24 protein-coding genes are annotated in these 24,653 nt (G+C 60.1%); 7 read left to right on the top strand and 17 right to left on the bottom strand.

Annotated features, from left to right (window positions below; all coding sequences use genetic code 11):
* Positions 1-239 precede the first annotated feature (239 nt).
* From M2A_RS04445 to M2A_RS04485, 9 genes are all read right to left on the bottom strand, one after another.
* Positions 240-1,604 carry a DUF1329 domain-containing protein gene (locus M2A_RS04445; protein WP_045443470.1) on the bottom strand — a complete coding sequence of 455 codons (1,365 nt, stop codon included), beginning with the start codon at positions 1,602-1,604 and terminating at the stop codon, positions 240-242.
* 233 nt (positions 1,605-1,837) lie between these two features.
* The gene (locus M2A_RS04450; protein WP_045443473.1) at positions 1,838-2,482 is read right to left on the bottom strand and encodes a TetR/AcrR family transcriptional regulator; all 645 of its coding nucleotides are present in this window, start codon (positions 2,480-2,482) and stop codon (positions 1,838-1,840) included.
* Positions 2,483-2,507: 25 nt separating this feature from the next.
* A complete protein-coding gene (locus M2A_RS04455; protein ID WP_045443476.1) occupies positions 2,508-2,993 on the bottom strand; it encodes a phasin family protein in 486 nt (161 codons plus the stop codon).
* Positions 2,994-3,023: 30 nt separating this feature from the next.
* Positions 3,024-3,881, bottom strand: coding sequence for an alpha/beta fold hydrolase (locus M2A_RS04460; protein ID WP_045443478.1), 858 nt, complete (start codon positions 3,879-3,881; stop codon positions 3,024-3,026).
* Positions 3,882-3,895: 14 nt separating this feature from the next.
* A complete protein-coding gene (locus M2A_RS04465) occupies positions 3,896-5,575 on the bottom strand; it encodes an alpha/beta fold hydrolase (protein WP_045443480.1) in 1,680 nt (559 codons plus the stop codon).
* A gap of 225 nt (positions 5,576-5,800) precedes the next feature.
* The gene (locus M2A_RS17130) at positions 5,801-6,292 is read right to left on the bottom strand and encodes a phasin family protein (RefSeq protein ID WP_052379200.1); all 492 of its coding nucleotides are present in this window, start codon (positions 6,290-6,292) and stop codon (positions 5,801-5,803) included.
* Positions 6,293-6,446: 154 nt separating this feature from the next.
* Complete coding sequence (gene feoB / locus M2A_RS04475; protein ID WP_045443482.1) at positions 6,447-8,315, bottom strand: ferrous iron transporter B; 1,869 nt, start codon at positions 8,313-8,315, stop codon at positions 6,447-6,449.
* Position 8,316: 1 nt separating this feature from the next.
* Positions 8,317-8,601: a FeoA family protein gene (locus M2A_RS04480; RefSeq protein WP_045443484.1), complete on the bottom strand. Its 285-nt coding sequence runs from the start codon at positions 8,599-8,601 to the stop codon at positions 8,317-8,319.
* Between the two features lie 167 nt (positions 8,602-8,768).
* On the bottom strand, positions 8,769-9,572 hold the full coding sequence (locus M2A_RS04485) for a cobalamin-binding protein (RefSeq protein ID WP_197052840.1): 804 nt from the start codon (positions 9,570-9,572) through the stop codon (positions 8,769-8,771).
* Positions 9,573-9,791: 219 nt separating this feature from the next.
* On the opposite strand from M2A_RS04485, the gene M2A_RS17135 reads away from it, so the two are divergent.
* The 3 genes from M2A_RS17135 (at position 9,792) to M2A_RS17140 (ending at position 13,332) form a co-directional block, all read left to right on the top strand.
* The gene (locus M2A_RS17135; protein ID WP_052379201.1) at positions 9,792-10,544 is read left to right on the top strand and encodes a hypothetical protein; all 753 of its coding nucleotides are present in this window, start codon (positions 9,792-9,794) and stop codon (positions 10,542-10,544) included.
* Positions 10,545-10,727: 183 nt separating this feature from the next.
* The gene (locus M2A_RS04495; RefSeq protein WP_045443488.1) at positions 10,728-12,479 is read left to right on the top strand and encodes a class I adenylate-forming enzyme family protein; all 1,752 of its coding nucleotides are present in this window, start codon (positions 10,728-10,730) and stop codon (positions 12,477-12,479) included.
* A 127-nt stretch (positions 12,480-12,606) separates the two neighbouring features.
* Positions 12,607-13,332, top strand: coding sequence for a MerR family transcriptional regulator (locus tag M2A_RS17140; protein WP_052379202.1), 726 nt, complete (start codon positions 12,607-12,609; stop codon positions 13,330-13,332).
* 20 nt (positions 13,333-13,352) lie between these two features.
* On the opposite strand, the gene M2A_RS04505 is transcribed toward M2A_RS17140, so the two are convergent.
* The 6 genes from M2A_RS04505 to M2A_RS04530 all read right to left on the bottom strand — a co-directional run bounded on the left by M2A_RS04505 (position 13,353) and on the right by M2A_RS04530 (position 18,928).
* A complete protein-coding gene (locus M2A_RS04505; protein ID WP_045443491.1) occupies positions 13,353-14,024 on the bottom strand; it encodes a metal-dependent hydrolase in 672 nt (223 codons plus the stop codon).
* 74 nt (positions 14,025-14,098) lie between these two features.
* Positions 14,099-14,701: a TetR/AcrR family transcriptional regulator gene (locus M2A_RS17145; RefSeq protein WP_052379203.1), complete on the bottom strand. Its 603-nt coding sequence runs from the start codon at positions 14,699-14,701 to the stop codon at positions 14,099-14,101.
* Positions 14,702-14,839: 138 nt separating this feature from the next.
* Positions 14,840-15,928 carry an ABC transporter ATP-binding protein gene (locus tag M2A_RS04515; RefSeq protein ID WP_052379204.1) on the bottom strand — a complete coding sequence of 363 codons (1,089 nt, stop codon included), beginning with the start codon at positions 15,926-15,928 and terminating at the stop codon, positions 14,840-14,842.
* Between the two features lie 5 nt (positions 15,929-15,933).
* On the bottom strand, positions 15,934-16,791 hold the full coding sequence (locus M2A_RS04520; RefSeq protein WP_045443493.1) for an ABC transporter permease: 858 nt from the start codon (positions 16,789-16,791) through the stop codon (positions 15,934-15,936).
* Complete coding sequence (locus M2A_RS04525; RefSeq protein WP_045443496.1) at positions 16,791-17,708, bottom strand: ABC transporter permease; 918 nt, start codon at positions 17,706-17,708, stop codon at positions 16,791-16,793. The genes M2A_RS04520 and M2A_RS04525 overlap by 1 nt, the downstream gene beginning before the upstream one ends.
* A 116-nt stretch (positions 17,709-17,824) precedes the next feature.
* Positions 17,825-18,928: an ABC transporter substrate-binding protein gene (locus M2A_RS04530; RefSeq protein ID WP_121881707.1), complete on the bottom strand. Its 1,104-nt coding sequence runs from the start codon at positions 18,926-18,928 to the stop codon at positions 17,825-17,827.
* Positions 18,929-19,305: 377 nt separating this feature from the next.
* On the opposite strand from M2A_RS04530, the gene M2A_RS04540 reads away from it, so the two are divergent.
* Together M2A_RS04540 and M2A_RS04545 are read left to right on the top strand one after the other, a co-directional pair.
* Complete coding sequence (locus M2A_RS04540) at positions 19,306-19,995, top strand: glutathione S-transferase family protein (RefSeq protein ID WP_045443502.1); 690 nt, start codon at positions 19,306-19,308, stop codon at positions 19,993-19,995.
* A 112-nt stretch (positions 19,996-20,107) separates the two neighbouring features.
* Positions 20,108-20,953 carry a 23S rRNA (adenine(2030)-N(6))-methyltransferase RlmJ gene (locus M2A_RS04545; RefSeq protein ID WP_045443505.1) on the top strand — a complete coding sequence of 282 codons (846 nt, stop codon included), beginning with the start codon at positions 20,108-20,110 and terminating at the stop codon, positions 20,951-20,953.
* A 3-nt stretch (positions 20,954-20,956) separates the two neighbouring features.
* On the opposite strand, the gene M2A_RS04550 is transcribed toward M2A_RS04545, so the two are convergent.
* Positions 20,957-22,030 carry a DUF2336 domain-containing protein gene (locus M2A_RS04550; RefSeq protein WP_052379205.1) on the bottom strand — a complete coding sequence of 358 codons (1,074 nt, stop codon included), beginning with the start codon at positions 22,028-22,030 and terminating at the stop codon, positions 20,957-20,959.
* A gap of 274 nt (positions 22,031-22,304) precedes the next feature.
* On the opposite strand from M2A_RS04550, the gene M2A_RS04555 reads away from it, so the two are divergent.
* Complete coding sequence (locus M2A_RS04555) at positions 22,305-22,577, top strand: DUF2061 domain-containing protein (RefSeq protein WP_081875396.1); 273 nt, start codon at positions 22,305-22,307, stop codon at positions 22,575-22,577.
* A 2-nt stretch (positions 22,578-22,579) separates the two neighbouring features.
* Here the strand turns inward: M2A_RS04555 and M2A_RS04560 are convergent, their stop codons facing one another.
* Complete coding sequence (locus M2A_RS04560) at positions 22,580-23,206, bottom strand: NUDIX hydrolase (protein WP_045443508.1); 627 nt, start codon at positions 23,204-23,206, stop codon at positions 22,580-22,582.
* Positions 23,207-23,408: 202 nt separating this feature from the next.
* Between M2A_RS04560 and ald the strand changes: the two genes are divergently transcribed.
* Positions 23,409-24,527, top strand: a complete 1,119-nt coding sequence (gene ald, locus M2A_RS04565) for an alanine dehydrogenase (RefSeq protein WP_045443511.1) — start codon at positions 23,409-23,411, stop codon at positions 24,525-24,527.
* Positions 24,528-24,653 lie beyond the last annotated feature (126 nt).

A 24,653-nucleotide genomic window follows, 5' to 3' on the forward strand; every position in this document is an offset into this window, starting at 1 on the left:
TGGCGCGGGCCTCCCCCTTGAAATCCGAGACCCATTTCCATGAGGACGTTACCCTTCTTTCCTGGTTACCTTTCATTAAATGTTTGTAAGGTCTCCGCGCGCCAGCCTTTGCCAATCGTTTGCCTTAAGACAATCTGCTCTAGGATGATCGGGACTCTTATTGATTTGAGCGCCTTAGCAAAAGAAAAGCCGGCTCCCCGAAGGAAGCCGGCTTCAAGCCATTGTGACAGGCTTGCGGTTTAGCGCACGCCGAGGCGGCGAATCGCAGCCGGTGTGTAGCGGTCGGCATTCAGCTCGTCGGCCGCATAGTTAATCGGCTGACCTTCGTTCTGCAGCGCCAGAGCGAGGTAGCGGCCGGCCTGCAGGTCATAGACGATTTCCGCGCCCTTGTTGCAGAGCGGCACGGCATAGGACTGGCGGCCATGCAGTTCCTGCACGCGCCACAGCTCGCCGCGGCCGTCGTAAAGCTCGGCGCCCGTCATGGTCCAGCTGTCCTCATCGAGATGTTTGACCCGGCGCGAATAGACGTGGCGGGTGCCTTCCTTCAGCTTCGCCTCAATGGTCCAGACCCGGTGGTTTTCGTAACGCACATAGTCCTGATTGAGATGCAGCGGCTTGATCAGCTGATCATAGGTCGCAAGCGTCGCATCGTAGGAGTTTGCCGCGACGAATTTCTCGGACTTGCCGAGAACGGTCCAGTCATAGCGGTCCGGGGCGCCGTTATAGCCGTCGAAGCTGTCCGAGGTGGAAAGCCCGTCGGAGTTCGTGCCCGGATTGTCATAGGCAATGTTCGGCGCGCGGCGCACACGGCGTGTGCCGGGCGAATATTGCCAGGCCTTGCGGTCCTCGATGGCGCGGTTCAGCGTTTCGTGCACCAGGATCACGCTACCTGCCGAACGGGCCGGGGCCACGGTGTTGGCGATGTAGTAGAGCGAAATGTTGTTCAGCTCTTCGGCGCGTTTTTTGCTCGGGTCCGACCATTGCAGAATGGCTTCGTCCTGCACGGTCTGCAGCTCATATTCGCCCGAACGGGTGACTGGGGCCGCGGTGAACTCGCGCGTCAGTTTGAAGGCGCGGTAACGCAGCGTGTGGTTCCAGATCACTTCCAGCGCGTTGTTGGGGATCGGGAAGGGAAAGCCCATGATCCCCTCGGACACACCATTGCCGCCCGGCGTCAGCTCGGCGACCTGGGCATTGCGCTTCGTCGCTTCATAGACGAATTCGGGATACGCGCAGGTGCGCCGCGTCTGATAGACCTTCATCTTGTAATCGGGATAGGTCGTCAGAAGCGCTTTATAGCCTTCGGTGAGCTTGTCCGAATATTGGCCCATATTGGCCGAGGTGATTTCGAGTTTGGGCTGGTCGCCGGCAAACGGGTTCGGCATCAATTCGCCGGCCTTGTATTCGCCTTTGACATTGTCGGGGACGCTGGTCAGCCCGCCCGTCCAGGCGGGAATGTCCCCGCCATTACCGGCTTTTTCCGCGCCGATCGGCGTCAGATCGTTCCCAAGCCGGTTCGTTTGAGCTTCGGGCACCTTGGCTGCCGCCGTTCCGGCGAGCGAGCCGGCGAGAAGCGCCGAAGCCAGAGCAATGCTCTTTTTCATGGCTTATTCCTCCAATTTAGTCCCGGTTTCTCCTTTCTCTTTTTGCAGTCTGATCCCCCTCAAACCGGGTGGTTGAGTCTTTGCCGACTGCAAGCGCGGCGCAAATGGCGGCGCGCTGCGGGCTGTTTGATCACGAATTCGTGCCCGCCCTTCATCCTAACCAACCAGAGTGCGCGGCTGCATGAAGAGGGAGTTAAAACTTCGTAATGTTGAAAGGGCCGGAAAAGTGCGATTCAGCGCCGTTTTTTGGTGGAAATATCGGCGTAAAAGCCTTCCACCAGGGTGAGGAAGACCTCACGTCCTTCAGGCACATAAGCGCCGATGGTCAGCAGCATCTGAAAGACGCCGCGATGGATGAGGTCCGGCCCGTCTTCTTCCGGATGGCGCACGGCCCGGTCGTTCATCCAATAGGTCATGAACAGCGTCAGCCGTTCGGCAAGATGGATATGCTCAGTGTCGCCCAGATGGATGAAATCGCGGCCCGCCAGCTCGCGCAGCAAGGCGCCGAGCGCGCGTTCCTTCAAGGCGAGAAGATCGCGGAACCGGCGGGCAAGCTGGGGATAGCGCTGCAGAAGATCGGAGAGATTGCGGTAGAAGAAGCGGAAATCGTAAATTTCCTCGAAGACCACGTAGAGATAGAGCCAATTATCCTCGACCGATAAAGGCTTGGCGACGGGCGCTTCGAGGACGATGTGCATCTCTTCTTCGAAGGCATCGAAGAGCGCTTCGATCAGCACTTCTTTTCCGCGGAAATGATAATAGAGATTGCCGGGGCTGATGCCCACTTCATTGGCGATGTCGACGGTGGAAACGGAAGGCTCGCCCTCTTCGTTGAAAAGGGCGAGCGCCGATTTGAGAATCCGGTCGCGGGTTTTCATGCCGCTTCAGCTTCCCCGCTTCGCATCAGCGTTTCTTCGCGGCGGTTTTCTTTTTTGCCGCCGCTTTTTTTGCGGGTGCTTTTTTCTTTGCGGCAGGCTTTTTTGCTGCCGCTTTTTTTGCCGCCGGTTTCTTCGCCCCAGCTGCACCGAGCGCATCGAGTTTGGCGGAAAGCGCATCGACCTTGGCGGTCAACGCATCCACCTTGCGGGCAAGGTCCGGGTCGTTGCCGCTCATGCCGAACATGGCGCGCATCCTTTCAAGGCGCTCCTCCAGCGAGGCGAGGGCTTTGTCCGACTGCTGGGTCACGCGCTCACGCGCGGGCGCCAGTTTCTTTTCCAGCGTCTCGCCGCGATTGACCAGCTCCTCGAAGACTTTGCTGGTTTCCTCGTTCACCCGTGACATCTGTTCCTGGGCTTCGTCATAGGCCTGGCCGTAGGCGCCGACACCGGCAAGCCAGATACGGCGGGCGAGTTCGCTGGCGCGGTCCACGGGGGTTTTCTGTCGCGTCATGAAGGCCTCCTTTAAAGGTGAATGCGCGGACTAGAGCGCGGGCGCTCCAGCCCCTTCGAATTCCTCGGGTGTATCCAGAAAATCCTGCATGACCGGAATGATTTCATCGGCCCGGCTGACAAGGAAGAGATGCCCGCCGCCGTTGACGACATAGAGGCGGGAGCGGGGAATGAGCGTCTTGAGAATATGCCCGTTGGCGAGCGGCACGATATTGTCCCTGTCGCCCATCATGATCAGCGTCGGATGCGGCAGGAAGGGCAGGAAGGGCACCGAGGTCCAACCCGCCATGGCAAGCAGCTGGAACATATAGCCGCGCGCGGTGGGCGGCAAAATGCTGATGGCGTGTGTTTCGGCCATATCGGGATCATCGCCGTAAAGCTGCTCGAAATTGCGCATCAGATAGGCCGGGTCGAGATAGCGGCGCGGATGGGCGAGTTTGGAAAGCGCCTTGGGTTTGCCCGGCACCATCACCATGCCCGCGGACGTGGCCGCCAGCATCAGCTTGCCGACACGGCGGCGGTACTGCATGGCAAATTGCTGCGCCATCGCCCCGCCCCAGGAAACGCCGAGCACGTCCACTTCGTCATAGCCGTATTCATCGAGCACCTTGCGGGCAAGCCGCGCGGCCTGCCAGGCCCGGTAGGGCCAGCGCGGGGCCGGCGACTTGCCGATGCCGGGCATGTCGAAGGTGATGACGTCGCGGTCGGTAAAAGCCTCGCCCAAAGGCGCTGCCAGTTCCAGATTGGCGCCGATGCCGTTGAAGAAGAGAATTGGCCGGGCCCGTCCCGATCCTTCCCAGATCGCCACGCGCAGCTTTTGTCCGCCGATGGTCGGATAGCGCATCTTCGGCAGATGCGGCGTATGAGACGGGGTTTTGCCTACCGGCATATACTCATCCTTTTCTATTCGAACACATAGCTGCCGGGCGCCGCCTCGATCGGGGGATATTTACGGTTTCCCAGTTTCTTGGGCGCGGGCTTCGGGGCGCCGGAGCGTTCGGAAAGCCAAACCGCCCATTCGTCCCACCAGGAGCCTTTCTTCTCGCTTGCGCCAGCCAGCCATTCTTCCGGATTGTCCGGATTGTGTTCGTTCCAATAAAACTTCGCCTTTGGATTCAGCGGCGGGTTGAGAAGCGCCTGAATATGTCCGCCTGCGGACAGAACGAACTTCACATTGCCGCCCATCAGATGGGTCGTGCGGTAACAGGCTTTCCAGGGGGTGATGTGATCGGTCATGCCGGCAACGATGAAGGTGTCGGCTTTGACTTTGCGCAGATCGATCTTGTTCCCCATGAAATCAACCGTTCCCTGATTCGCAAAAGGCTGTCTTTCATATAGTGCCAGATAGTCCGAATGCAGCGCAGCGGTAAGATTGGTAGAATCGTTGTTCCAGTACAAAATATTGAACGCGGGCGGGTCTTCGCCGAGCAGATAATTGTTGACCACGTAGTTCCAGACGAGGTCGTTAGGGCGCAGCCAGGCGAACATGCGGGCCAGATCGCTGCCTTCCAGAACGCCTTTCTTGGCCGAGCGCTTGCGCGCCAATTCCAGCCCGCGCTTGTTGACGAGCGAGCCCATTTCGCTGTCCGTGCGGCGCGGATCGAGAACGCAGACTTGCAAGGTGACGGTGTTCACGCGCTCGTCATTTTCCGCGGCAAGGTTCGAGAGCAATGTCGAAACCGTGATGCCGCCGGAGCAGGCGCCGGTGATGTTGAGTTTCTTCTGGCCGGTGATCTTCATCGCCACATCGGAGAGCTCCGTCACCGTGCGGATGTAATCGGCCAAGCCCCAATGGGCATGTTCCTTCGTTGGGTTGCGCCAGGAGATGATGAAAACCTGATGGCCGAGCTGGGTGAGGTAATTCACCAGTGACAGTTCGGGGCAAAGGTCGGAAACGTAGAACTTGTTGATCTGGGGCGGCACCATGAAGACCGGGATCTCGTAAACTTCCGGCGTCTGGGGCTTGTATTGAATGAGCTCGGCCATTTCCGTGCGGTAGACGACCGCGCCTTCGCTCAAGGCCAGATTTTCACCCACTTTGAATGGGCGCTTGTCGACCTGGGAGGGCATGCCGCCATTATGAACGATGTCGCTATAGGCGTTTTTCAGCCCTTTGACGAGGGAAAGCCCGCCCGTTTCATAGGCGCGTTTGAGGGCGGCCGGATTGCCGATCAGCGAGTTCGTGGGAGAGAGCGCATCGGTGATCATGTTGAGCACGATCTGCGCGCGGGCCCGTTCCAGCTCGGCAAGTTCCAGATCGTCCACCCAATTGTTCAGGCCCTTTTGCAGCGCCATCCAGCTTTGCATGCCGGCGCGGTAGACCGGGTTGAAGGCCCAGGTCGGGTCTTTGAAGCGCTTGTCCTTCGGCTCGGGGCCGAGCTCGGATTTCCCGCGCACGATATCGACGACATCCTTGCCGAAAGTGCCGGCATGGCGCGCGAAATTTATCGGATGGCGCGCCGTTTCCTTCAGCACGGTGCCGATGGCCGCCAGCAGCTCCTCGCGCGGCAGGCCCACCAGCGGGCTCATGGCAATGGTGTTTTCGTCGGCCTGTTTGCCAAGGTTATGATCCGTGTTCGCCATAGATTATCCCTCCTCACTTGCGCCGGTATTCCGGTCGCTGGCCGCCGGGGCGGCGCTCCTCCGGGATTAAGTAGAACGCATAATCGCCAGTAAATAGAAGTGAAAAACACGCGAGGACCTGTAAGGGTCCTGGTAACTTAAGGTGCAGTGCACAATAAACGGCTTAAAAAAAGGCCCCGGACTTTAGTAAGGCCGGGGCCAGTTTCAGCTTGCGTCAGGGAGGACTCACGCAGCCTTTTTAGCGGTGCGCGGCTTGGCGGCAGCTTTCGGCGCCGCCGGCTTCGCGGCCGTTTTGGCGGCGGCCTTCTTGGCGTTCAGCGCGTTGACTTTGCGGGTCAGGGCATCGACTTCCGCTTCCAGTTCTTTGATCCGGGCATTGGCCGGGAAAACATTGGCGGGAAGCTGGGGAACCGGCAGCGCGTCGCGCAGCTTGGCGATGCGTTCTTCCACCGTGGTCTGCACCTGGGTGCGGGCGGCTTTCAGATTGTCGGTTGCTTCCTTCTGGGCGCGGGTCAGCGTGGAGCGGGTTTCTTTTTCCACTTCCTCGCCTTTGGCCACGAAACCGCTAAACAGGGTCTGGGCGCGTTCGCGCGGCTGTTCGGCGCGCTTCAGCGCTTCGTCATAAAGGCGGCCATAGAAGCCGAGGCTTGCCAGCCACAACGTGCGGGCGGCGGGAAGGGTTGCGAAAAGTTCGCGGGTTTCGGTTTTCTTCGCCATGGTCACTCTCCTGTCCATTGGGGGGAAAGGGCCGGGGCCGCTCGGGCCCCGCCTGGAACACCAGGTTGGGGGGCACCCTTTCCGTTGACCGCAGGTGTAGGACAGGAAGTCTAGAAAGCGCATACTAATCCCGTAAGCGCTTGATTCTTATGGCTTATCCGATGATCGCGGTGGCGGTCCAATAGGTGATGCCCGCGGCCAGATAGGCAATGGCGGTCAGATAGCCTGCCATGAAGAACATCCAGCCCCAGGAGTTCGTCTCGCGCTTGGCAACGGCCAAGGTGGCAAGGCATTGCGGCGCATAGACATACCAGGCCATGACGGCAAGGGCTGTGGGCAGCGACCAGGCGTTTTGCAGGCGGGAGACGAGGCTCGTGGCGATCTGGTCTTCGCTTCCAGAGAGCGCATAGACCGTGCCGAGCGCGCCGACGAAAACTTCCCGCGCGGCCATGCCGGGCACGAGCGAGATCGCGATCTCCCAGGTAAAGCCGATGGGCGCGAAAAGGATTTCCAGCACCCGGCCGATCTGCCCGGCATAGGAATAATAAATATCCGGCAGCGCGGCATCGGCGGGTGCGGCGGGATAGGAGGCCAGCACCCAAAGCACGATCATGGTGGTCAGGATGAACTTGCCCGCCCGCGCTATGAAGATTTTCACGCGCTCGTAAAGGCCGAGCACCAGATCGCGCAGATTGGGGAGCTGGTATTTCGGCAGTTCCATAAGCAGCGACTGGGAAGCGCCTTTCGTGACGGTGCGCTTCAAGACACCGGCCACGATAAGCGCGCTGACGATGCCTGCCAGATAAAGCGCGAAAAGCACCATGCCTTGCAGGTTGAAGACGCCGCCCACGGCCCGGTTGGGAATAAAGGCGGCGATGAGCAGCGTATAGACCGGGATGCGCGCCGAACAGGTCATCAGCGGGGCGATCATGATGGTGGTCAGCCGGTCGCGCGGATTGTCGATGGTGCGCGTTGCCATGATGCCGGGAATGGCGCAGGCAAAGCTGGAGAGCAGCGGAATGAAGGCGCGGCCATTGAGCCCGACGCTTGCCATGATGCGGTCCATCAGGAAGGCGCCGCGGGCCATATAGCCCGAGGCTTCCAGCGCCAGAATGAACGCAAAGAGAATAAGGATCTGCGGCAGGAACACGACGACCGAGCCGACACCCGCGATCACGCCGTCCACAAGCAGGCTGCGCAAGGCATTGTCCGGCAGGCTGGCGATGAGCCAGTCGGCAAGCGCGCCGATGCCCATATCGATCCATTCCATCGGCGTTTCGGCCCAGGCGAAAACCGCCTGGAACATGACGAAGAGCATGGCAAAAAGAATGACGGGCCCGGCGATTTTGTGCAGGAACAAGGCATCGAGGCGGCGCGTCATGACATGTTCGATGCCTTCGGAACGCGTGGCCACTTTGGCGATGCGCCCGGCTTCTTTTTGCAGGGATTTCAGGTCCTGCGGCTGCCAGGCAGGCAGCGGTTTCGTCTTGGCGGCTTCCTCGACAAGATCATTAAGATGGTTTGAGAGTTCGACGCTCAGTTCCTTCACACCGGAGCGGCGCACGGCGACGGTCGGAATGACGGGAATGCCGAGCGCGCTTTCCAGCGCGTCCACATCGATGTCGATCTTATCGCGCGTGGCCAGATCGATCATGTTGAGGGCGATCAGCATGGGCCGGCCGAGCTGTTTCAGCTCCAGGACGAGGCGCAGATGGAGTTTGAGGTTCGTGGCATCGACCACGCATAAAATGACGTCCGGCAGCGGCTCGCTGTCGCGCTGGCCCAGCACCACTTCGCGGGTAACGACCTGGTCGGGACTTGTCGCGGAGAGCGAATAGGTGCCCGGAAGATCGACGACATTCACTTCCAGCCCGTGCTGCGTTTGAAAGCGCCCGGCGCGGCGCTCCACGGTCGTGCCCGGATAGTTGCCGGTCTTCTGGCGGCTGCCGGTCAGAGCGTTGAAGAGAGCGGATTTGCCGGCATTCGGATTGCCGACCAGCGCGAGACGCAGGGCCGAGTTCATATTAGTTTCCGTTCAGGCGTTCGATGATGATGGTGCCGGCATCGGCGCGGCGCAGGGCGATGATGGTGCGGTCGACTTTCACCGACATGGGATCGCCGCCGAAAGGCGAGCGGTGCAGAGCCTCGATCTCCGCCCCTTCCATGATACCGAGTTCGAGCAGGCGCGCGGCCAGGCCCGCATCGTTTTCAGCCGTTTGGCTGGCGATGCTGGCAATACGGCCTTTCTCGCCGTAGCGCATGTCGGCGAGCGTTACCTGGTTTTCAGCAGCGGTCGAAATGTCCGGCATGGTTCACACATCCCTTAGCGCCGCAGCTCTTCAAGCTGGCGCGTTGTTCTTTGCACCATTAATATTGCTACTCACTCGCACTATGCAAGGAAAGTCCGCGTGAGCGGGCAAAGAGTTGGTGCGGCGAAAGCGCCCGGCTGGCTTCTAAAGGCCTCTCAGATCGCTTCTCAAGCCGCTTGGGCGGCGGCCCAGCCATGGATAATGTCCACAAGCGCATCGAGGCCATCGGTCAGCGCGGCGGGGCCGGGCTGCAGGATGATGGTGGATTTGACCTCATGGAGGGCGCCCGCGCGCACCGCTGTCAAGGCCTCGTAGCCGGGTCTGGCGCGCACCGCCTCGGGCTGAAATTTCTTGCCGCACCACGAGCCGATGAAGATATCCGGGTCGGCGGCAAGCAGATCGCTATGGCTGATGATGCGGTTTGACGCGGAAGGCTCTTTGACGAGATGGGGGAAGCATTCCTCGCCCCCTGCAATGCCGATCAGCTCCGACACCCAGCCGATGCCGGTGATCATGGGCTCGTCCCATTCCTCGAAATAAACCTTCGGACGGCGGGGGAGCTTTGCAGAAGCGGCGCGGATGTCGGCAAGGCGCCCCTCAAGGCGCGCGCAGAGCGCTTCGGCTTTTTCCGGCTCGCCGATCAGGCCGCCCAGCATGCGCAGCATGTCGAAGATGCCGGCAATGTCGCGCTGATTGAAGGCATGCACGGCAATGCCCGCTTTCACGAGATCGGCGACGATGTCCGCCTGCAGATCGGAAAAGGTCAGAACGAGATCGGGTTCGAGCGCCAGGATCTTGTCGATCTTGGCGGAGGTGAAGGCGGCGACGCGCGGTTTTTCCCGGCGCACTTGCGGCGGGCGCACGGCATAGCCCGAAACGCCGACAATGCGCGCGTCTTCCCCCATCAGATAAAGCGCTTCGACGGTTTCCTCGGTCAGGCAGACGATACGCCGGGGCGGATACATGGGCACAGTTTCCTTAATTCATGTGCGGGCTTTATTCAGGCGGGCCAGCATAAGCACCCGCGCGCGTGAAGGCCAATGGCGCGGCCTTTTTTGACCGGCGGTTTCTCTGCGCGGGCGCCTCACTTGCTCTTTACCTGCCGCGCTGTTACGCCCATCCTGTCAGGCGCGGCATCTGGCTTGATGTGCGGTACGATATCAGCGGCTCTATGGGAGGCTCGCCACATTATGGGCGCCAAGAAGAAGCACTATCAGACGATCTATGAGAATTTCGGCGCGCCGATTTCCAAAGCGCATGATTGCGGCAAATATTGCGCGCCTTTGAATGGCGGCCAGCCGGTGTGCTGCGATCACGATCATGCCATTCCCGCCGCCTCGCCGCCGGAATGGAAAGTGATGAAAAAGCGCACCGACATGTGGAAGCGCTACAAGCCCAAAGACGCCCACGCAAAAAAGGAAGTCGCGGAGATCGAAGAGACCTGCGTCGCCATCGTCTGCAACGGCGCGAAATATTGCGAGCGCGACAATCGCCTGCTCGCCTGCCGGGCCTTTCCCTTCTATCCCTATTTCACCAAGGACGGGGAATTTGCAGGGCTCGCCTATTACTGGGTTTTCGAGGACCGCTGCTGGGTCATCTCCAATATCGAGGCGGTGGACAAGGCCTATGTGAAGGAGTTCATCGAGGCTTACGATACGCTCACCGATGTGGATGAGGGCGAGTATCTGGCCTTTCACGAACAGTCGGCCAATATGCGCCGGGTCTTTTCGCGCCGGAACGCGCCCATTCCGCTGATCGGGCTGGAGGGGGAATATCTGCAGGTGCTGCCCAAATCCGGCGGCAAGATCGTGCCTGCCGATCCCAAAAAATACCCGAAATTCGGCCCCTACCGCTCGCGCAAGGCCTATGAGAAGGCCGCGAAAGAGGCAGAGGAGATGTACGGGCCCGCCGAATGGGGCGAGATGCCGCCATTTCCGGCCTAAAGCCTTGACCCAGCCTGGGCTCAAACCGGGCGCAGGCTGGGGGCAACCAAAAAACCTATGGTTTTTCACCGATTTTGACCCGTTTGGGCTTGGCCTCGGCGGGCTTTCGATGTGTAATCCGGCCAAACCGAGCCGGGCAAACCGGCCTATACCAATAATCAAACTGTTGCAGGGAGTTTCCCCATGAGTGAAACGGCCGCCAATTCCGCGCCGTGGCCTGCCATGTCGATCGCCGATGCCCATGCGCTGCTGACCGGCGAGGGCTCGCCGCTTGAGATGGAAGAAAAAGAGATCCGCGGCGTGAAGATGCGGGTCTGGAAGAATGCGCCGGGGAGCCTGCGCGAAGTGCTCGAAGTGAGCCGCGGGCACGGCAATCTGGATTTTCTCGTCTATGAAGGCGAGCGCGTCACCTTCGAAGCGCATTACCGGGCGGTGGCCAAGCTCGCTACCGCGCTGCAGAACAAATACGGCATCGAAAAAGGCGACCGTGTCGCCATCGCCATGCGCAATTATCCTGAATGGGTGATCGCGTTCTGGGCGGCGGCGGCCGTCGGCGCCATTGTCGTGCCGCTCAATTCCTGGTGGACGGGTGAGGAGCTGGAATACGGCCTGTCCGATTCCGGCGCCAAGCTGGCGGTGGTCGACGGTGAGCGGCTGGAAAGCATCAAGCCGCATCTGAAGAACCTCGATCTCGGCGGGCTTCTGGTCGTGCGCGGCGTCGGCGATCTTGCCGGCGGCGATGATTGGGAAGAGGTGGTTGCGCCTTATGGGGCCTATGCCGATCTGCCCGACACGAAAATGCCCGATGTTGCGCTCGAGCCGGAAGACAATGCGACGATCTTCTATACGTCCGGCACAACGGGCAAACCGAAAGGCGCGCTCGGCACGCACCGCAATATTTGCGGCAACCTGCTCTCGCTTGCCATCGGTACCGCGCGCTCGATGATGCGCCGGGGCGAGATTCCCCAGCCGCCGGACCCGGATGGGCCCAAGCCCTCGACGCTGATCTCCGTGCCGCTTTTTCATGCCACGGGCTGCCACGCCATTTTGTGCGGCACGACCTTCAGCGGCGGCAAGCTGGTGATGATGTATAAATGGGATCCGCTGAAAGCCATGCAGCTGATCCAGGAAGAAAAGATCAAGGCGTTCGGCGGCGTGCCGGCCATGGTCTGGCAGGTGCTCGAACATCCTCATTTCAAGGATTACGACCTCTCCTCAGTGGAAAGCATTTCCTATGGCGGCGCGCCTTCCGCGCCCGAGCTTGTCACCCGCATCAAGGAAGAGTTTCCCCAGGTGCAGCCCGGCAACGGCTATGGGCTGACCGAAACGTCGTCCGTGACGAGCCAGAACTCGGCGGAAGATTACGTCAACCGGCCGAACAGCGCCGGGCCCGCCATTCCCGTGTGCGACATCAAGGTCGTGGATGCGGAAGGCAAGGAGCTCGGCCCCAATGAAGTGGGCGAGCTTTGGATCAAGGGGCCGAATGTGGTCAGCGGCTATTGGAACAAGCCCGAGGCGACCGCCGAGGCGATTACCGATGGCTGGCTCCATACAGGCGATCTCGTGCGGGTGGATGAGGAAGGTTTCATCTTCATCCTCGACCGCGCCAAGGACATGTTGATCCGCGGCGGTGAGAACGTTTACTGCGTGGAAGTGGAAGATGCCCTTTATGCGCATGAAGACGTGATGGATGCCGCCGTGGTGGGCATTCCCCACAAGGTGCTGGGCGAAGAGGTTGGCGCGATCGTGCAGATCAAGCCGGGCGCCAAGGTGACGGAAGAAAAGCTGCGCGCCTTCGTGGGCGAGCATATTGCCGCCTTCAAGGTGCCGGTGAAGATCGAGCTGCGCACAGAGCCTCTGCCGCGCAATGCCAATGGCAAGATCCTCAAGCGTCAGCTCAAGGACGAGTTCCTGCAAAGCCTCGGCGTCGCCTGAGGTTTCTTGCAAAAGACGAGCAGCCCCGCCCGGTCCGCCGGGCGGGGCTCTTTTTTGACCGGCCTCTCGGTCTTTCGGGCAAAATCGCCTAAACTGGGCCGGTTCTTCTGAAAAGGTATGCGTAACGATGAAGATGAAGGAGCTGGAGCAGGCAGCGGGTGTGGGCCGGGAGACGATCCGCTTCTATATCCGCGAAGGGCTTTTGCCGGAGCCGGAGCGCCCGAAGCGCAATGTCGCGCGCTATGGCGCTGAGCATGTGGAACGGCTGAAGCTGATCAAACAGCTCCAGCAGGAACGCTTTCTGCCGCTCTCCGTCATCAAGCACGTCATCCATGCCCAGGAACAGCGCCGGGGCGGCCAGGTGGAACCGCTGATCGGGCTCGAAGAAGCGCTTTATCCGCTGCTCTCCAATCCCGAAGGCTTGAAGGAGCGCCCGCTTTCGGAGGTTTCCGCGAGCCTTGATGTGCCCGATGCCGATATCGAGGAATATATCGATATGGGGCTCATCCATGTCGAGGAGCGCGATGGCACGCGCTGGATCGATCACCGCAATGCCAGGCTCCTTCAGCTTTGGGACGAAGTGCGCGCGGCCGGCTATACGGACGATATCAGTTACGGCGTGCGCAGCTGGCAGCGCTATGCCGAATTCATCAAGTTTCTGGTCGATGATGAGGTGGCGACCTTCTACCGCAATCTCGGCGACCGCTATGACCAGAAAGATGCCGCCCGCCTTGCCGCCGCCGGTATCCGCCTGATCAACGAAATCCTGCCGCTGATGCGCACCGATGCGATTTTGCGCGAAGTGCGCGCGATTTCCGAACGCGGGAGCCTCGAGCCGGACGAGCAGGAGTAACCTGCCCGCCCGGATGCGCGTCAGGCAGGGACGGCTTTCGCCCCGCGCGGGCGGCGCCCGAAGAGCCAGATCAGGCTTAGAAAGATGACGATCTGCCCCAGCACGAAATAGGGAAAGATGGCCGGGTTCTCCGCGAGCAGGTTTTCCGATCCCTCGAGGTTTGGAAAGTACGAAGTGATCGAGACGAGATTGCCGATCACGATGAGCGCAAAGAGCTTCCAATTGCCTTGCGCGATCCACCAGCAAAAAAGCGCATAAAAGATTTCGGCGGCAAAAGCCCATTGCGGATGGGAGCCGTAAAGACCTGTGCCGAGCATCGGCCCGTCAATGAGCGGGGCGAGCGCCATATCGGGCGCATGGACCGCAAGGTCGAGCAGTGTGTGGGAGAAGACGCCAAGCGCCAGCGCCAGGCCGATGCGCGGGTTCTTGGTAAAGTATATCGCGGCGGCATAAAAGAGCGCGGCAAAGCAAAGACCTGCCAGCACCGAGTGCGACCAGGGCATGTGCACGAGATGCATGTCCATCACGCTTTTGAACGGCACGGCGATTTCCGTGCGTTCGATACCGGCAATGTTGAAGCCGACAAAGGCGATCTCCACAGCTTCGGTGGAAACGAGAAGCCAGCCGAGATTGGCTTCCGGGAAGGCCTTTTTCAGCACGATGGCGGTGATGCCGTGTCCGATTGCATTCATGGGGTCCTCCTGTGCGGTTGGTGAGCAAATGCTAACTCACGGGGTAAATAAAAAGAGACGCGGGGGGACGAGGCTCAGCTCAAGGAGCGCAGCAAGAGTTTCGATAAAGGCTTTGCCCATTTGCCGGCAGGTCTTGCCAGCCCGCCGAGATAGATCATGCGGGAGAACTGCGCGAGCGTGCCGGCAACAAGGACGACGAGCAGTTCTTCTTCTTGCCCGTTCGTGACCGCGCCTTCTTTGCGCCCTGCCGCCAGGATTTCCCGGTAGCGGGTGATGAGTGTGCGCTTCTTCTGGGCGGCGGGCATTTTCGGCCAGAAGGCGGCAAGGTTCTCGTTCACATAGATCGAGGCTTCCGGGCATTTATCGAGGAGCCCGGTATAGGCCGCGATGAGCTTTTCAAAGCGTTCGGGAAAAGGGCCTTCCGTATCGGCAAGGGTGCGGTCGAGCCAGGCGCTCATTTCCCCGTAGCAGCGCTCGAAAAGCGCGAAGGCGAGCTCTTCCTTGCTGGCGAAATGTTTGTAAAGGGCCGGGTTGGAATAGCCCGCTTTTTCCGCCACGTCGCGGATGCTGGTGCCTTCGATGCCGCGCGCGACGAACAGATCGAGGGCCGCCAGCATGATCGCCTTTTTGGCGGGCGGGTCTCGTGTTTCGATCAGAAAGCTCGGCGCGTTTGTCACGGGTTTCTCCTTGAGATAAGCAAGGGTTAGCAAATGCTAACTCACCTGTCAAGAAAAACCGGCAGGCGTGCCGGACGAAGAAAACCGGAAAGCGGGGCTTTCCGGTTTCAGTATCTAAAGAGGTGACGAGCCTTGGCTTTACGAGGTTAGCACCAGCGTGTCTTCGGCCCGCCAGCTTACCCAAAGCTTTTCTCCATTTTCAAAGCCGGGGCCCATGCTGCGCTCGGCATTGGTGATGTCGGCAAGGACGGGCTCCTTCGCGCCGATATCGACAAAGACTTTCGAGTAGCCGCCATAATAGGCGATGTCGGTGACGGGGCCTTGCGCGGCAAGCAAATTGCCGCTCGGTTTTTCCCGGCTGACGCGGACTTTTTCCGGGCGCACGCCGAGCGAGACGGGACCATTGGCATCGCCGCCGAATTCGACTTTTCCGAGCACGGGCGTCTCCACCAGCGTCTTGCCGTTGCCGTTCGCTTTTGCCTGGCCGTCGAAGAGATTGATCTTGCCGATGAAGTCGGCAACGAAACGGCAATTGGGGCTTTCGTAAAGCTCGGCGGGGCCGGCGATCTGTTTTACGACGCCCTGTTCCATCACCGCGATGCGGTTGGCCATGGAAAGCGCTTCGTCCTGGTCGTGGGTGACAATGACGAAGGTGATGCCCACGGTCTTTTGCAGGCGCACGAGTTCGATCTGCATGGCCTCGCGCAGTTTCGCATCGAGGGCGGAAAGCGGCTCGTCGAGCAGCAGCACGCTCGGCCGCTTGATCAGCGCGCGGGCGAGCGCGACGCGCTGGCGCTGGCCGCCGGAAAGCTCGTCCGGCATGCGCCCGCCCAGATGGCCGAGCTTGACGAGGTCGAGCGCTTCTTGCACCCGCTCGGCGATTTCCTTTTTGGGGCGGCCTTCGATTTTCAGCCCGTAGCCGACATTCTGCGCGACGCTCATATGCGGGAAAACCGCATAGGACTGGAAGACCATATTGACGGGGCGCTTGTTGGGCTGCACATCCGCCATGTTCTGCCCGTCGATGAGAAGCGTGCCGCTGGTCGGAATTTCAAAGCCCGCCATCATGCGCAGCAAGGTGGTCTTGCCGCAGCCCGAAGGCCCGAGCAGCGCGAAGAACTCGCCCCGGTTCACATTGAGCGAGACATTGTTCACGGCCTGAACGCCGCCCGGATAGGTCTTGCAGATATTTTCGATGCGAATAATCGGGTCTTGCATGTCTGCCATAATCGTCACGCTTGCATGTTCATATTGTTGCGGTTCTGGAGCCGGAGCGCGATGGCGGTGAGCACCAGCGTCAGACCGATGAGGATGGTCGAGGCGGCGTTCACTTCCGGCGTCACGGAGAACCGGACCATGGAATAGACCTTCACCGGGAAAGTGACGGTGTTGGGGCCGGCGGTGAAGAAGGTGATCACGAAATCGTCGAGAGAGAGCGTGAAGGACAAGAGCGCCCCGGCGATCAGCCCCGGCTTCATGTGGGGCACCACGATGTCCCAGAAGACGCGGGCCTCGGAGGCCCCCAGATCGCGCGCCGATTCGCCCAGTTCCCGGTTGAAACTCTCCAGCCGCGCGCGAATGACGATCGCGGCGAAGGGGAAGGAAAAGGCGATATGGGCGATGGTGATCTGCGAGAGCGAGAGCGGCCAGGGCAAGTCCGAGGGCCAGCCGATGCGCGCGAAGAACGCCATCATCGCCACGCCCATGCAGATTTCGGGGATCACGATGGGCAGCGCGACCGCGCCTTCATAGGCCGCTTTGAAGGGAAAGCGGAAGCGCCAGAGCACATAGGCGGCAAGAGCTGCCAGGATCACCGAAACGATGGTGGTGAAAAAGGCGATGGTAAGCGAATTCGTGAAAGCCTCGATCAACTCGTCGTTTTCCAGTGCCTTTTCGTAATATTTCAGCGTGAAGCCGCGCCAGACGATGTTGCGCCGGCTGTCATTGAAGGAAAAGGCGATGAGCGTCGAAATCGGCCCGTAGAGGAAGATAAGCGTGCCGATCATGATCAGCCGCAACCAGAGCTTGCGGTAATAATCGAGCGGGCCGATGGGCTCGCGCCGGGCACGCAGGCGGGAGAGCAAAGCCATTAGCGGATCCCCCTTTGTTCATTGCGCGACATCAGCGCGCGCACGGCGAGGCCGAAAAAGGTTGCATACATCAGAAGGAAGGAAAGCGCCGAGCCGAAGGGCCAATGATTGGCCGATTTGAACTGGCGCTCGATCACATTGGCGATCATCTGGCTGTCCGGCCCGCCGAGCAGGTCCGGTGTCAGGAACGAGCCGAGTGTGGGGATGAACGTAATGACGATGCCGCTGGCAATGCCGGGCAGGGCGAGCGGCACGACCACGGACCAGAAAGTGCGGATGTGCCCGGCGCCGAGATCGAGGCTCGCCTCGATGTAAGAGCGGTCCAGCCGGTCGAGCGCGGCATAAAGCGGCAGCACCATGAAGGGCAGGCCCACATAGACGAGGCCGATGACCACGGCAGTGTTGTTATAGAGCATCTGCAGAGGCTCGAAGCGTTCGCCCAGCAGGCTGAAACTGCCAAGCCCGATCAGCGTCAGGAAGGAGTTGGCGTGATCCCACATCCATTCCAGCGCGAAATTGACATGGCCGCGGGTGCGCAGCACCGCGATCAGCGCGTAAGTGCGGATCAAGAGGTTCGTCCAGAAGGGAAGAATGACCAGCAGCAAGAGCCACATACGCATTTTGGGCGGCGCGAAGACGATGCCGATGGCGACAGGAAAGCCGACAAGCAGGCAGATGAAGGTCGTGATCGTCGCCATCCAGAGCGACTTGGCGAAAATGCCCAGATAAAGCGGCTCGAGCGCCCGGGCATAATTCTCGAATGTCCAGACGAGGTCGATGTCGATGATGCCGGACTTTTCGCCGAAGCTGAATGCCCAGATCAGGGACAGGGGAACGAAGAAAAAGGCCAGGAGCCAAAGAGTGGGCGGAAGAAAGCCTGCCCAGAAAGCGCCCGCGGATTTACGCCAATGTTCCATTCTCGCCCTTTGCCCCGGCGTGCCTGATTGAAATCGGGCGCCCCCAGAGCGCCGCTAAAAAGGTTTAGAACGAAAGCGGGGCGGATGTTTTCCATCCGCCCCGATTTGCGGCCGCCTTAGGCTGCAAAGATACGCGTGCAGGCTTCTTCAAGCTGCCCGACGACATCCTCACCGAGATATTTCGCCGTCTGCGCTTTGGCAAGCGCTTCTTCGGGCGGGAAGATGGCGGGATTGTCCTTATAGGCCGGGTCCATGCCTTCCACCGCGGTTTTGTTCGGCGATGCATACTGGATGAAGTCGGCGATGAGCCGGTTCACTTCGGGCTCATAGATGTAGTTGATGAAGGCATGCGCGTTTTCAGGATGCGGCGCGTCCTTCGGAATGGCCAGCGCATCTTCCCACAGGAGCCCGCCTTCGGTGGGCAGCACATAGCCGATATCGTCGTCCTCGGCCATGACCTGCGAAATATCGCCGTTCCATTCCATCACGATGTCGCATTCGCCTGAGGCAAGCAGGTCCTGGCCATTGTCTTCGGCGAAGGACTTGATATGCGGCTTCTGCTTGATCAGCAGTTCTTCTGCGGCTTTGAAATGCGCCGGATCGGTGGTGTTGATGTCATGGCCGAGATACTGCATGGCCATCTGCATCAGCGTGCCGCATTCGCCCATCAGCGCGATCTTGCCGGCATATTTGTCCGAATCCATCAGCCATTTCCAGCTGTCCGGCACACCGTCCACGCGCGACTTGCGGTAGCCGATGCCGATCGTGCCCCACATGTAAGGGAGCGAATATTTCCGGCCCGGATCGAAGGACACGTCCTCGCCCAGGAAGCGCGGGAAAAGATGCTTGGTGTTCGGAATCTTCGAATGATCGATTTCTTCCAGCATGCCCGCTTCGGACATGCGCGCCACATAGTCGTTCGAGGGCACGATCACGTCATAGCCCGGATTGCCTTCGCGCAGTTTGGCGAAAAGCTCCGTATTGTCGGCGAAAAGGTCCATCGTGACTTCAATGCCCGTGGCTTCCTTGAAGTCGTCGAGGGTGGTTTCCCCAATATACGTATCCCAGTTGTAGAAATTCAGTTTCTTTTCTTCTGCGGCGGCGAATTTCGGCATGGCCGTGATGGTCACCCCCACAGCCGCTGCGCCGGTCACGAACTGACGGCGCGAAAGCGCCTTCAGCAGACCCGACATGCCTCTGTTGCCATTATTGCGCGTCATAATCCCAATCCTCCGAATTTGCCTGGCTGACCCCCGCCCGCCATAGAAAAAGGCGGGAATTCAACAAGTCTTTCTCTCTTTTGGATTGCGTGCAAGGGGGATGATTGAGCCTAGTTCATGAAAATGTTGATAAAAATGAACAAGTGGCGGCCCTTTCGGGCCGGCAGGCACATCGATTGCGTGAGGGCGTGCTTCACGGCCAAGTGAGCGGGTTTCCGGTGCCTGGTACCGGGCAAATGGTTGCGCTTTAGCCAGGCACCGCCAATATCGACGGCACTTGCATAATCGGCGGGCATGACAGACGAGCCCTCTTCTGCCCGGCTTCACAGAAAACCCGCTCAAGACAACCTGTTTTCGGGGAACTCAAGGAAAAACCCATGATCGATCTTTATACCGCCTCCACGCCCAATGGCTGGAAAGCCTCCGTGACGCTTGAAGAACTCGGCCTGCCTTATGAGGTGAAAGCCATCGACATGCAGTCGGGCGAGCAGAAGCAGGACTGGTTCCTGAAAATCAACCCGAACGGGCGCATTCCGGCGATTGTCGACCGCGAGGAAGGCGATTTTGCCGTCTTCGAAAGCGGCGCGATCATGCTCTATCTCGCCGAAAAGACCGGCAAGCTTCTGCCTGCCGATGCCAAGGGCCGTTCGCAGGTGATCCAGTGGCTGATGTTCCAGATGGGCGGCATCGGCCCGATGATGGGTCAGGCCAATGTCTTCAACCGTTACTGGCCCGAAAAGATCCAGCCGGTGATCGATCGCTATCAAAACGAGTCGCGCCGTCTTTTCGAGGTGCTGGAGCGCCGGCTGGGTGAGAGCGAATGGCTGGCGGGCGATGCCTATACGATCGCCGATATCGCCAATTGGTGCTGGGTGCGCACCCATGCCTGGTCGGGCGCCTCCGTCGAAGGGCTGGATCACCTGCAGCGCTGGATCGACAAGATCGCCGAACGGCCCGCCGCGCAAAAAGGCATCAAAGTGCCGGTCGATATCGACGCGATCCGCCAGGGCAATGGCAAAGAGGCGGAAGAGTTTGCCAAGCGCGCCCGCACGATGGTGCAGCGCTAAAGGGCTGGGCAAGCGGCAGGATCCGCGCCGCATTGCCCGTTTCTCTTCCCTGCTTTAACGGGTTAAAAGAGGGCGCCTTTACCGGGCGCCCTTTTTCGTTGGGAAGCTGTTCTTGAACTACCGCCATATCTACCACGCCGGCAATTTTGCCGATGTCCTCAAGCACAGCGTGCTGACGCTGGCGCTTTCCTATCTCACGCAGAAGGAAAAGCCGTTTTTCGTACTCGACACCCATGCGGGCATCGGGCTTTACGATCTGTCGAGTGAGGAGGCGCAAAAGACCGGCGAGTTTCAGGGCGGCATCGCCAAGCTGCTGGCGGATCCGGCCTGCCCGGAAATTTTCCGCCCCTATCTCGATGCCGTGCGCGCGCTGCAGCCGGAAGGGACGGGCGAGGGCGTGCGGATTTATCCCGGCTCGCCATTCATCACCCGCGGCTTTTTGCGGGCAGGGGATGAGGCGAAGTTCTGCGAGCTGCATGAAAAGGACAAGGAGGTTTTGCTCTCCCGCTTTGAGGGGGACAAGCAGGCGCGGGTTTACGGGCTCGACGGCTATCTGGCGCTGAAATCCTTTTTGCCGCCCAAAGCGCGCCGGGGGCTCGTGCTGATCGATCCGCCCTTTGAAAGGCGCGATGAGTTTTTAGCGCTTACCGCGCATCTGAAAGAAGCGCTCTCCCGCTTTGCCACGGGCACTTACATGATCTGGTATCCGGTGAAGGAGCGGGGCCCTGTGGACCGCTTTGCCCGCGAGGCAGCGGGGCTTGCGGCGGGAAGCTGGCTGCGCGCCGAGCTGATGCTGTACGGGGAGGCGCGCGCGGACCGGCTCAATGGCTGCGGGCTTTTTATTCTCAACCCGCCCTACACGCTCAAAGCCCAGCTTGAAAAAGAAATTCTGCCTTACCTTGTGGCGCGGCTCGGCATTGCGCGGGCGCGCTTTCTTTTGGAGGCGGGCGGGGACTAGGCGTCAGCTTGCTTGCCTCAGCCGTGTGCGCACGGCGATGAAGCGCAGGCCCCGCCGGGCCGTTTCGCCGTCCAGCGCGCGGAATTCTTCCAGCCATTGTTCGGTAATGCTGTCTGGCAGTTTCAACCTTTCGCAGCGCGCCAGGCAGAGCGCGCGGTAGGTCTCTTCCTGCATGCCGAGGGCGCGGCACAAAAGCGCGGGCGCTTCGTTCGCGCTTTTTGCCAGAATGTTGATGACGACTTTTTCCTCGATCCCGGCAACGCTGGCTAGCAGGTGCGCGAGGGCCAGCATCCAGTTTTTTTCACTATATTGGCGCACGATCGTGTCGAGAGAGCGCCGGCCCGCCTTGATTTCCTTGGCGGCAATTTTCGCATGAAGCCGGCGGCGGCGGTATTCGGGCGTGTTGCGTTTGGCGATCTGGGCGGCAATCGCCAGAAGATTTTTGGCCGCCTCCTCGCTTGCATTTGTCAGCTTTTCGAAAATCGCCCGGTGACCTTCCGGCAGGACCGAGATGATATTGGCGAAGGCCTTGCCGCCCTGTTCAGCGCGCATCCAAAGCGCATTCCGCACAAGCGCGTCGTTTTCGGCAAGTTCGGTGAGGTGCTTGCCGCCCCATTCGGAAAATTCCGCATTCGTGTTCGCAGCAAGGGTTTGCTGCACCGGCGCTTCGCCCTTTTCAAGGAGCACGTCCGTCAGCCCGCTTTCCAGATGGGCGCGCCGCGCAATGGCCTGCAAATGCGGCTGACCTTTTGCTTTGGCAAGTTCGATGAGATCGTCCGTCGTCAGCACCGGAGAATATTGCAGCATGGGCGCGGCGATATCGGCCTCGTCATGGGCAAGCTGCAGGGCGAGGCTGCGCGGAGTTTGGCAGAGCGGGGCCAGTTTTTCCGACGTTTCGCGGCGGCCTTCCCGCTCGATCTGGTTGAGCAGGTTCGCCATGATCTCGCCGAATAGCGTGAGTTCCCGGCTTGAATAGGTTTCGGCATTTTCGGTGAAGATATCCGCGACTTGCCCCATCAGTTCGCGGCGTTTGTCGCTGGAAGGTTCCTGGGCGAGGGCAATGAGACGCTGAAACACAGTGACACCTGCATTCTTATATAACCCCACCCTCAACGCGGATCATGTGCGTGAGCCGTTCACGGACGTTTAAAATTTTAGGTAAAGCGCGGTTAAGGTAAGCGCCGTTTTAACGGACCGGAGGGCGCCCGGCCGGTGCGGCAGGTTGAGCGGGCCTGTGCCCGTCTCCCCTCCCCTCACAAGGGTCTCCCCTTACAAGGTAAGGTTTCTTGTTGACAATGGTTCTCAAAAACTATATTTTGAAATCATTCTAATTCGCATAATGGAGCTTGCGATGAGAGACCTGATCAAAACCGCCACTTTCGCCGTCCTGCATTTCGGGGTGGGCTTCGGCGTGACCTTCGCGCTGACAGGCTCTGTTGCCATTGCTACGGGCGTCGCGATGATCGAGCCGACGGTGAACACGCTGGTCTTCTATTTCCACGAAAAGGGCTGGAACGTTTTCTGGCCGGCGAGCGCTGCGGAAAAGGCCGTGCAAGCGGCAGCGCCCGAAAGTGCCCGCGCCCATAATCACGGCTTCAGTCATATCGCCTTCAGCCCGCGCTGAGCTTATTTCCAGGCCCAGACCGGCTGTTCGTAATGGGCGACGCGGGTGACGCGCCCATGCAGCGCAAGCTCCAGAAATTGATACAGCACGGCGGCGGTGGGCGCGTGAATGTTACTGTCTTCGAAATAAAGCCGGATCACGGGCCGCTCGCTTTCGGGGATATTGATGAACTCGGGCGAATCCGGCCGGTCGAATGCTTCAAGGGCAATCGGATGGAGTGAGGCGACTTCTCCTGGATTGGGGCGCATCGTGCCCGTCTCCTGCGCCCAGAAGACGAAAGGCGAGATGAGATAGCCGGAGCGGGTTTCATAATCATCGAGCCGGCCAAGGCAGTGCGTATCTTCCAGATTGAGATTGACCTCCTCGCGCAGTTCCCGGCGCGCGGCCTCGAGCGGGCTTTCGCCTTTATCGATGCGCCCGCCCGGCAGCGCCCATTGCCCGGCATGGGAACTGAGACGCGGCGCGCGCCGGGTGAGCAGAAGCGAGGCCCGGTCCGTTTGCTCCGGGTGGGAGAGAAGCGTCAGACAGACCGCGGCATGTTTAAGATGTGGGGCATCTGCGAGTTGATGCTGAAAGGCGCCGAGGCCCGTTGCCAGCCTGTTTTTGAGAGTGTCGTTGAATTCCGTCATCTTCTTCGTCCGCTGCGCTTTTTCCGCGCGCCTTCATTTCGCTTATCATTTTAAACGCGGGAACAAACAGCCCGCCGGACCGCTCTTGGAGAGCGGGGTTTTTCGCGCCTAGACTTCCTCCATGTTCAGGGCGCGCGCGCCTTCCGGCTCCCGGCGCGGCCCCTCAAGCTTTCAAGAGCTCAAGCTTTAGGAGAATGAGGCCATGCGCATCGGTGTCCCCAAGGAAATCAAGGTTCACGAATACCGGGTCGGCATGACCCCGGCAAGCGTGCGTGAAGCGGTGGTGAACGGCCATGAGGTCGTGGTGCAAAAAGATGCGGGCACCGCGATTGGGCTGTTCGATGAGGCCTATGAGCAGGCGGGCGCGAAGATCGCGGCCAGCGCCGAGGAAGTTTTTGCCGAAGCCGACATGGTCGTGAAGGTGAAAGAGCCGCAGCCTTCCGAAACGAAAATGCTGCGCGACGGGCAAATCCTTTTCACCTATCTCCACCTTGCCGCCGATCCCGACCAGACTCAGGCGCTGATCGATTCCGGCTGTGTGGCGATCGCCTATGAAACCGTGACGGACCAGCGCGGCGGCTTGCCGCTGCTCGCCCCGATGAGCGAGGTGGCCGGGCGCATGTCGATCCAGGCGGGCGCTCACTGCCTTGAAATGGAGCAGGGCGGGCGCGGCCAGCTTCTGGGCGGGGTGCCGGGCGTGCCGGCGGCGAAAGTCGTGGTGCTCGGCGGCGGCGTGGCCGGCACGAATGCCGCGCGCATGGCCATGGGGCTTGAAGCCCATGTCACGGTCATCGACATCAATCTCCACCGGCTTTACGAGCTCGATCTGCAATTCGGGCCGATGCTCAACACGATCTTCGGCACGGTGCAGTCCATCGAGGAACATGTCTTGGGCGCCGATCTCGTCATCGGCGCGGTGCTGGTGCCGGGCGCTGCCGCGCCCAAGCTCGTGACCGAGGAAATGGTGCGCAAGATGAAGCGGGGCTCGGTATTGGTCGATATTTCCATCGACCAGGGGGGCTGTTTCGAAACCTCGAAAGCCACCACCCATGCCGATCCCACTTTCATCAAGCATGACGTGGTGCATTACTGCGTGGCGAATATGCCGGGCGCGGTGGCGCGCACCTCCACCTTCGCGCTTAATAATGCGACGCTGCCTTTCACGCTGGCGCTCGCTAATAAAGGCTACCGCAAGGCGCTGCAGGACGATCCGCATCTGCTGGCCGGGCTCAATGTCCATCAGGGCGAGCTCACATACCGGGCCGTGGCGGAGGCGACGGGGCACCGTTTCATGGAGCCGGCAAAGGCCGTGGCGGCGTAAGGGCCCAGCTGCTTTCAAGGTTAATATTTACTTAAAGAGACGAAAACGCGCTGTGCGGTTTGCAACAGCGCGTTTTGCATTTTAATAAATTGGTACCGATTGGCCGTTAGAGTGGCGGTAGAAATT

This window comes from Tepidicaulis marinus (assembly GCF_000739695.1).
Taxonomy (GTDB): Bacteria; Pseudomonadota; Alphaproteobacteria; order Parvibaculales; family Parvibaculaceae; genus Tepidicaulis; species Tepidicaulis marinus.

What these genes read in the sequence shown, in the direction of transcription:
- M2A_RS04445 (WP_045443470.1), bottom strand. Translation starts at nt 1,604, where the DNA reads ATGAAAAAGAGCATTGCTCTGGCTTCGGCGCTTCTCGCCGGCTCGCTC.
- M2A_RS04450 (WP_045443473.1), bottom strand. Translation starts at nt 2,482, where the DNA reads ATGAAAACCCGCGACCGGATTCTCAAATCGGCGCTCGCCCTTTTCAAC.
- M2A_RS04455 (WP_045443476.1), bottom strand. Translation starts at nt 2,993, where the DNA reads ATGACGCGACAGAAAACCCCCGTGGACCGCGCCAGCGAACTCGCCCGC.
- M2A_RS04460 (WP_045443478.1), bottom strand. Translation starts at nt 3,881, where the DNA reads ATGCCGGTAGGCAAAACCCCGTCTCATACGCCGCATCTGCCGAAGATG.
- M2A_RS04465 (WP_045443480.1), bottom strand. Translation starts at nt 5,575, where the DNA reads ATGGCGAACACGGATCATAACCTTGGCAAACAGGCCGACGAAAACACC.
- M2A_RS17130 (WP_052379200.1), bottom strand. Translation starts at nt 6,292, where the DNA reads ATGGCGAAGAAAACCGAAACCCGCGAACTTTTCGCAACCCTTCCCGCC.
- feoB (WP_045443482.1), bottom strand. Translation starts at nt 8,315, where the DNA reads ATGAACTCGGCCCTGCGTCTCGCGCTGGTCGGCAATCCGAATGCCGGC.
- M2A_RS04480 (WP_045443484.1), bottom strand. Translation starts at nt 8,601, where the DNA reads ATGCCGGACATTTCGACCGCTGCTGAAAACCAGGTAACGCTCGCCGAC.
- M2A_RS17135 (WP_052379201.1), top strand. Translation starts at nt 9,792, where the DNA reads ATGGGCGCCAAGAAGAAGCACTATCAGACGATCTATGAGAATTTCGGC.
- M2A_RS04495 (WP_045443488.1), top strand. Translation starts at nt 10,728, where the DNA reads ATGAGTGAAACGGCCGCCAATTCCGCGCCGTGGCCTGCCATGTCGATC.
- M2A_RS17140 (WP_052379202.1), top strand. Translation starts at nt 12,607, where the DNA reads ATGAAGATGAAGGAGCTGGAGCAGGCAGCGGGTGTGGGCCGGGAGACG.
- M2A_RS04505 (WP_045443491.1), bottom strand. Translation starts at nt 14,024, where the DNA reads ATGAATGCAATCGGACACGGCATCACCGCCATCGTGCTGAAAAAGGCC.
- M2A_RS04515 (WP_052379204.1), bottom strand. Translation starts at nt 15,928, where the DNA reads ATGGCAGACATGCAAGACCCGATTATTCGCATCGAAAATATCTGCAAG.
- M2A_RS04520 (WP_045443493.1), bottom strand. Translation starts at nt 16,791, where the DNA reads ATGGCTTTGCTCTCCCGCCTGCGTGCCCGGCGCGAGCCCATCGGCCCG.
- M2A_RS04525 (WP_045443496.1), bottom strand. Translation starts at nt 17,708, where the DNA reads ATGGAACATTGGCGTAAATCCGCGGGCGCTTTCTGGGCAGGCTTTCTT.
- M2A_RS04530 (WP_121881707.1), bottom strand. Translation starts at nt 18,928, where the DNA reads ATGACGCGCAATAATGGCAACAGAGGCATGTCGGGTCTGCTGAAGGCG.
- M2A_RS04540 (WP_045443502.1), top strand. Translation starts at nt 19,306, where the DNA reads ATGATCGATCTTTATACCGCCTCCACGCCCAATGGCTGGAAAGCCTCC.
- M2A_RS04555 (WP_081875396.1), top strand. Translation starts at nt 22,305, where the DNA reads ATGAGAGACCTGATCAAAACCGCCACTTTCGCCGTCCTGCATTTCGGG.
- M2A_RS04560 (WP_045443508.1), bottom strand. Translation starts at nt 23,206, where the DNA reads ATGACGGAATTCAACGACACTCTCAAAAACAGGCTGGCAACGGGCCTC.
- ald (WP_045443511.1), top strand. Translation starts at nt 23,409, where the DNA reads ATGCGCATCGGTGTCCCCAAGGAAATCAAGGTTCACGAATACCGGGTC.